The 6376-nt window shown below is 27.2% G+C and carries 6 protein-coding genes and 1 pseudogene; 6 read left to right on the top strand and 1 reads right to left on the bottom strand.

Going from position 1 to position 6376, the window contains the following annotated elements; all coding sequences use genetic code 11:
• The 3 genes and pseudogenes from CRU93_RS14180 to CRU93_RS10875 form a co-directional block, all read left to right on the top strand.
• A pseudogene (locus tag CRU93_RS14180) lies at positions 1–1178 on the top strand (type VI secretion system tip protein VgrG); the annotation flags it as partial.
• Entirely contained in the window at positions 1168–2748 is a 1581-nt protein-coding gene (locus tag CRU93_RS10880) for a LysM domain-containing protein (protein WP_129104226.1), read from the top strand. The pseudogene CRU93_RS14180 and the gene CRU93_RS10880, both read left to right, overlap by 11 nt.
• On the top strand, positions 2745–3314 hold the full coding sequence (locus CRU93_RS10875; RefSeq protein WP_129104225.1) for a hypothetical protein: 570 nt from the start codon (positions 2745–2747) through the stop codon (positions 3312–3314). The genes CRU93_RS10880 and CRU93_RS10875 overlap by 4 nt, the downstream gene beginning before the upstream one ends.
• Before the next feature lies 1 nt (position 3315).
• On the opposite strand, the gene CRU93_RS10870 is transcribed toward CRU93_RS10875, so the two are convergent.
• On the bottom strand, positions 3316–3591 hold the full coding sequence (locus CRU93_RS10870) for a hypothetical protein (RefSeq protein ID WP_129104224.1): 276 nt from the start codon (positions 3589–3591) through the stop codon (positions 3316–3318).
• A gap of 169 nt (positions 3592–3760) precedes the next feature.
• Here CRU93_RS10870 and CRU93_RS10865 point away from each other — a divergent pair, with 169 nt between their 5' ends.
• Genes CRU93_RS10865 through fabZ form a run of 3 tightly spaced genes read left to right on the top strand, consistent with a single transcriptional unit; the run spans position 3761 to position 6375 of the window.
• Positions 3761–4834 carry an epoxyqueuosine reductase QueH gene (locus CRU93_RS10865; RefSeq protein ID WP_129104223.1) on the top strand — a complete coding sequence of 358 codons (1074 nt, stop codon included), beginning with the start codon at positions 3761–3763 and terminating at the stop codon, positions 4832–4834.
• Positions 4831–5874, top strand: coding sequence for a lipid-A-disaccharide synthase (gene lpxB / locus CRU93_RS10860; protein WP_129104222.1), 1044 nt, complete (start codon positions 4831–4833; stop codon positions 5872–5874). The genes CRU93_RS10865 and lpxB overlap by 4 nt, the downstream gene beginning before the upstream one ends.
• 57 nt (positions 5875–5931) lie before the next feature.
• Positions 5932–6375 carry a 3-hydroxyacyl-ACP dehydratase FabZ gene (gene fabZ, locus CRU93_RS10855; protein WP_129104221.1) on the top strand — a complete coding sequence of 148 codons (444 nt, stop codon included), beginning with the start codon at positions 5932–5934 and terminating at the stop codon, positions 6373–6375.
• Position 6376 lies beyond the last annotated feature (1 nt).

The raw sequence follows: 6376 nt of genomic DNA, 5'->3' as shown, positions 1-6376 counted from the left end.
AAGAGACAATCCAAAAAGACTCGATTATAACAGTAGGAGAAGAAGAAAGAAAGAGTATAAAAGCAAATAAAATTTTAACTGTTGAGAAAGAATCTATTACTACTGTTAAAAATGATTGTGAAAAACACTATAAACAAAACCTAGAAACGCTTATAAAACAAGATGAAAAGACATATTTAGAAAGAGATGTAGAACTTAGAATCAAAAATATCTTGCATACATATATTCAAAAAGATGTAACAGATAAATTCTTACAAAATCTATTTGTAAAAATAGGAAAAGAACTAAGAGTTGATATAGAAGATGGCTTTCATCTAAATACAAATGATTTGAAAGTACAAGCATCAGATAACTGCTTATTTGATGGAGCAAATGGCATAAGCTTTAAATGTGGAAGTAATATCCTAACAGTAGATGCAAGTGGTATTCACTTTAATACTTCAAACTTTGTAGATAATAGTGCTAATGGTGGAGTAAGTGCAAAAGATGTAGTAAAAATAGAGATACCTAAACCACTATATGAAAAAGTAAGAGTAGTTGAACTAGTTCCTACAATTACAAAACAAGATGATATAACACAAGTTTTAGAGTATGAAGCTATTGTTGAGAAGTTTTATAATGGTGTTTGGAGTAAAACTACTGATTTAACTCCTACTCAAGAAGCTCAATTACAATGGTATTTTATTAAAAACAATGATGAAGCAGACAAAGATATTTTAACAGATAATCCAACAAATGATAATATCACTATTAATAAATTAAAAATGAGTGTTACTTTAGAAGAAGAAAATATCTTTAAAGTAGGACATGCACACTGTTTTGTAAGTAATAGTGAAGAAGAGGGTTATACACAAACACAACTTGCAAGATATTTAGAAGTTGAAGATATAGTTAGTTCTCATGTATCACAAGAAGAAGGTGAATGTATAGCTGTATTAAATGTAGAAGAGCCAAGGCAAGAAGAGTTAGCACAAATTAGATGGCAAATTGAAGATACACCAAAAGATATTTATAATGGAAAAGAGACAATTATTCATAATCTAAAAGAAGAAAAAGTTTATGAAATTAACTTCTTAGCATATATTGATGGAAAAATTCAAGATGGTGCTAATACAAGGCTTACATATGATGAAAAAGGGAAATATATAAGCAGTTTAGGATTTGAAGATGATAACTAAAAAACTAGATGATAAGATAAAACTAACAGCAAAAACAGTAAATGTGAAAATAGGACAAGAAGTAAAAGTAATTTTAAAACTTTATGATAAAAATAAAAAAGTATTAGCACAAAAAGCGTATGAAGAAAAAGTACAAAAAGATACAAAAGTAGAGAAAAACTTTACAATCTTAGGCTTAGCAGATGAGTTAAAAATAGACTCTTCAAAAGTTAAATGTGTATCTGGATGGATTGATGCAGATGATGATGGAGAGATAACAAGAGAGTATGAAAAAGAAGTTTGGATTGAAGTAATTGAAGAAAAAATAACAGCTCTTTATTTTTCTTATAATCAACCTTCTAAGCCAATTATTCATGAAGTAAAAGAAGGTGAGAATCTTTCTTTAATTGCCCAAAAATATAATACAACCGTAGAAGAACTTGTATCAATAAATAAGCTTGTAAATGCAAATATTATATATCCAGAACAAACTATTCTTATTCATAATATAAATCAAGAAGAGATAAATAGTATTAAACTTAATAATACTTTTATTCCTTTAGGAACTAAAGTAAATGTTATAGCACAAGGAACCAAAGGTTCAAAAGCTAAAATAAAAATTCTTGCAAATAATTCAAACTTTAACTTTCTAAAAGAAGAACAAGAAATAAATGAATTTGATGTAACATTTGATGAAAATGGTCAATCAATAACTCCAATAACTTTACGTCCTAAAAATATAGAGGATTATAAAAGTCTTATAAATAAATTTATGCCAAAATTAGGTCATGATATAAAAAGAGAAAAACTTATTTTAAAAGGTGAAATAAAAAAAGACAATTATCAATCTTCACTAGAAGTTGATGATATGAATACTATTGGATTATCTCACTATCAAACATATATAAAAAGTGCATATATTACAAATGCCTCAACAGGTAAAATAGAAGCAAAACTTACAGCAAAAAAGCAAGGTAATGATATAATCTTTCAAGACATTGAAGGACAAAATGTAGCAAGTACTACACAAAATGAAATCGCAAGTGCATTTGGTAATATAAATAATGGCTTAGGTGGATTAGTAGAAGGTATGAAATATAAAAAAGGAAGCTTTGCATTAACAAATTCAAAAGGCATACATATAAAGTATTATGAAAGTGGATGGAAAGGAAATGGACCTGTAAAAACTTATAGCATGTCTAAGTGGGCTAATGGACTTAGTAAAGGTACTTTTGGTATAAGTTTAGTAATAGGTGCTTATCAAATAAATTCTGCACAAGAAAAAGATGTAATAGAACTAAAAAAAAGAGGAATAAAAACATCAAGTTATATAGATGGATTTGGACAACAAACAGAGCAGCAAATAGGAAGTACTGCTTTAGGATTTGCAGGTGGAACAGTTACAAGTATTTTGATTGGTATAATAGCATTACCTGTTTCATCTATTTTAGTTGTTTTAGGAGGCTCTATTCTAATTGGAGGAGCTGTAGGTTGGATATTTTCAAAAGTGGGAGAAGAAGGAATTAAGTTTATTCAAGATAGCAAAGGAAGTACAATAATAAATAATTATCCACTAAAGGAAGAAAATTGAAAAAAATAGAATATTTTTACAATATAATATATTACTTTTTTTATAGAGCTTCTATAAAGTTTGCAAACTTTATTGCAAAACCAATATTCTTTATTTATAAATACATATATAAAATACCTAAAATAAGGCAGTATTATAACAATAAAGGTATAAATGATCCTCTAGAATGGCATAAACAGAAATTTAAAAATGAACTCTTAGAAAATACCAATTTAGGTTATGGAACAATAATAGGTGCAGGCTTAGCCCAATTTACTTTTGTATTATTTTATATTGGAATTTATCATATATTTAAATACTCTTTTTTACCTACATTTGAAGATAGCTTTGGTTATGTTCTAACAGTTACATATATTTTAGCATTTACAACAGACGTAATATTATGTCAAAAAGATGATAAAGGTGAAAAATATATAAAAGAGTTTAATAAAAGAAAAGGTTGGTGGAGAACTAAGTGGAAAATCATCACAATACTATCTTTATTTTTAAGTCTTTGGTTTTCTTTGACTACTTCTAGTGGTGGTAACGTTGGACAATTTCTTATTAGTTTACATTCAAATATATAACCTAATTCTTTCTAACTTTTATCAAAATACTGTTTTGTCTATCTCTAAAGATGATATTCTTATCATCTTTTTCAAAAAGTTTTTTGATAAAGCCATTTTCATAGCTACTACTTAAATATTGTTTATTAAAACTTTTATAATCTAGACAACTAAAAGTATCACTACATATTTGATTTTTATACATTTTTAGATTTAATATACTTTTACCAGCAGTAAAAATCTGAACTTGTGTATAGTCTTTGTATTTATTTATAAAACCTGTATCATAAAATCTCATAGTTGGAGTTTTTATAAGAATTGTAGCACTGCTACTTTTAACTGGTTGTTTTACTGCACAAGCACTAAAAAGTAAAGTAATGATTAAAAAAATATATTTATTTATAGCTTTTCCTTTTGTTTTGGATTATTTTACTATAATTGCGAAAAAATAAGATTAAAGGTTTGCTTTGTTAGTTCATATTTGTTGTTCAGTAGATAGCCACTACTTTTTAGAAAGAATCCAAGAAGAGTATCCAAATGAAGAGCTTGTTGGATATTTTTATGATCCAAATATTCATCCTTATGGAGAATATAGATTAAGATATTTAGATGTAGAGTATTCATGTAAAAAGTTAGGAATTAAACTTATTGAAGGTCCTTACAATCTTGAAACATGGTTAAAAAAAGTAAAAGGGATGGAGCATCTTCCTGAAAAAGGAGATAGATGTACAGTTTGTTATGATGATAGACTAGAAACTAGTGTAAAAAAAGCTATCGAATTGGGACATGATAAATTTACAACTACACTTCTAATTTCTCCTAAAAAATCCCAAGAAAAACTTGAAAAAATTGGGGCAAAACTGCAAGAAGAGACAGGTTTAGAGTTTATTTTTAGAGATTACAGAGCAGGAAATGGTACCCAAATTCAAGGTCAAATTGTAAAAGAGCACTCTTTATATAGACAAAATTATTGTGGTTGTTTATTTGGTTTAACTCCTCAAAGAGAAGCTCAAAAAAAAGTCATGGATGAGATGTTTAATCCTATTTCAAATCAAGTATTACCAGAATCAATTGAACAAAGACTTGAACTTTATAATAAAAGGAATGAACTTGAAGAAAAAGGTGAAAAATACAAAATTATCAAACAAAGATTTTTAAATTATCGTTTATTTAATGGAAAAGTTGCTATAAATAAACAATTGGTTCCATCTTATTTTCTTTACTATTCAACTATAAATAGAACAAAGACAAATGGAAGGGTGGAATACGAAAAAGATGGCATTTGCTATTTAAATAGAGATGAAGTAAAAGTTTTAGACATTAAAACTTTCAACTCACTTGCAAAAACTTCTTATAATAATACAAAAGAGCTTATTTTCAATCCACTAAAAATTGAAGATGAACTAAAAATAAGAGATAAAATCATAAATAACCCTTATGATTTAAGTGCTGTTATCATCTTAGATGAAGTTTTTGAAGGTAAGTTTGATATAGAATTAAATGCCATAACATATGATGATGTAAAGGAAGAAATTATATGAAATTATTAGTAAGTGCACTTGAAACTTCTTCAAATATTCACTTAAAAGAGTTGAAAAAACACCTAGATGATGATGTTGAGTTTGTAGGAGTATTTGACAAAGAGTTAGGAAACCCTTTATATGATTTAACTGCACTTGCTATTATGGGTTTTATTGATGCTTTGAAAAAATTAAGATTTTTTTTTAAATTAAGAGATGAACTAGTAGAACTTGCAAAAGATTGTGACAAAGTTTTACTAATGGATAGCTCAGGATTTAATCTACCTTTAGCAAAAAAACTTAAACAAACTTATCCAAATAAAGAGATTATTTACTATATACTTCCTCAAGCTTGGGCATGGAAGAAAAAAAGAGTTGAAAAACTTCAACAATACTGCACAAAACTTTGCTCTATTATTCCTTTTGAACAAGAAATGTATTCAAAAAAAGATATGATAAGTTATGTAGGTCATCCACTTTTAGATGAAATTTCTGAATTTAAACACGCTTATGAACAAACAGAAAAAATAGTTTTTATGCCAGGAAGTAGAAAAACAGAGATAATAAATCATATGCCTGTTTTCAGACAAATAATAAAAGAAATTCCAAACAAAGAGCATATTTTAATTATTCCTTCAAAATTTGATCAAGATTATATAAAAAAAACATATGGAGACATAAGTAATTTTACCATCTCAAATGATGCACATCAAAGTTTAATAGATGCAGAATTTGGATTTATCTGCTCAGGAACTGCGACATTAGAAGCAAGCTTAATAGGAACTCCTTTTGTTATGTCTTATATAGCTAAAAAATTTGATTATTTTATAGGAAGAATGTTTGTAAAACTTCCATATATTGGTCTTGCAAATATATTTTTTGACAAAATGGGGAAAGATGCAATTCATAAAGAATTTTTCCAAGAAGAAGTTACAAGTAAAAATTTGCTTGATGAATATAAAAATATGAATAAAAAAGAGTTTTTAAATAATTCGAAAGTGCTAAGAGATTACTTACAAAATGGTAGTTCAAAAAATGTTGCTCAAATAATACAAAACTAATTTTTTTTTCGATAAAATGTATGACTATTAAAAAGATACAAAATTAGGATATTAAGAATGTTAGACGTTATGGAAATTCAAGAGATTTTACCACATAGATACCCATTTTTATTAGTTGATAGAATAACTAATATGGAACCAGGGAAGAGTATCACTGGATTTAAAAATATTTCTATAAGTGAGCCTGCATTTATGGGACACTTTCCAGGGCACCCTATTTACCCAGGAGTGATGATTCTTGAAGGTATGGCACAAGCTGGTGGGGTATTAGCATTAAAAAGCAATAACTTATCAACAGAAGAGTTAAAAAATAAAGTTATTTACTTTATGAGTATTGATAAAGCTAAATTTAGAAATCCAGTTAAACCTGGGGATAGACTAGAATATAGAATTGAAGTTTTAAAATTAAGAGGTACTTTAATTGTATTAGATGGGAAAGCTTATGTAGATGATAAGTTAGTTGCAGAAGCTGAATTAAAAGCAATGGTTGTAGATAAATAAA

The organism is Arcobacter sp. CECT 8985, from assembly GCF_004116495.1.
Classification (GTDB): Bacteria; Campylobacterota; Campylobacteria; order Campylobacterales; family Arcobacteraceae; genus Malaciobacter.
This window is presented reverse-complemented; position numbering and strand designations above follow the sequence as displayed.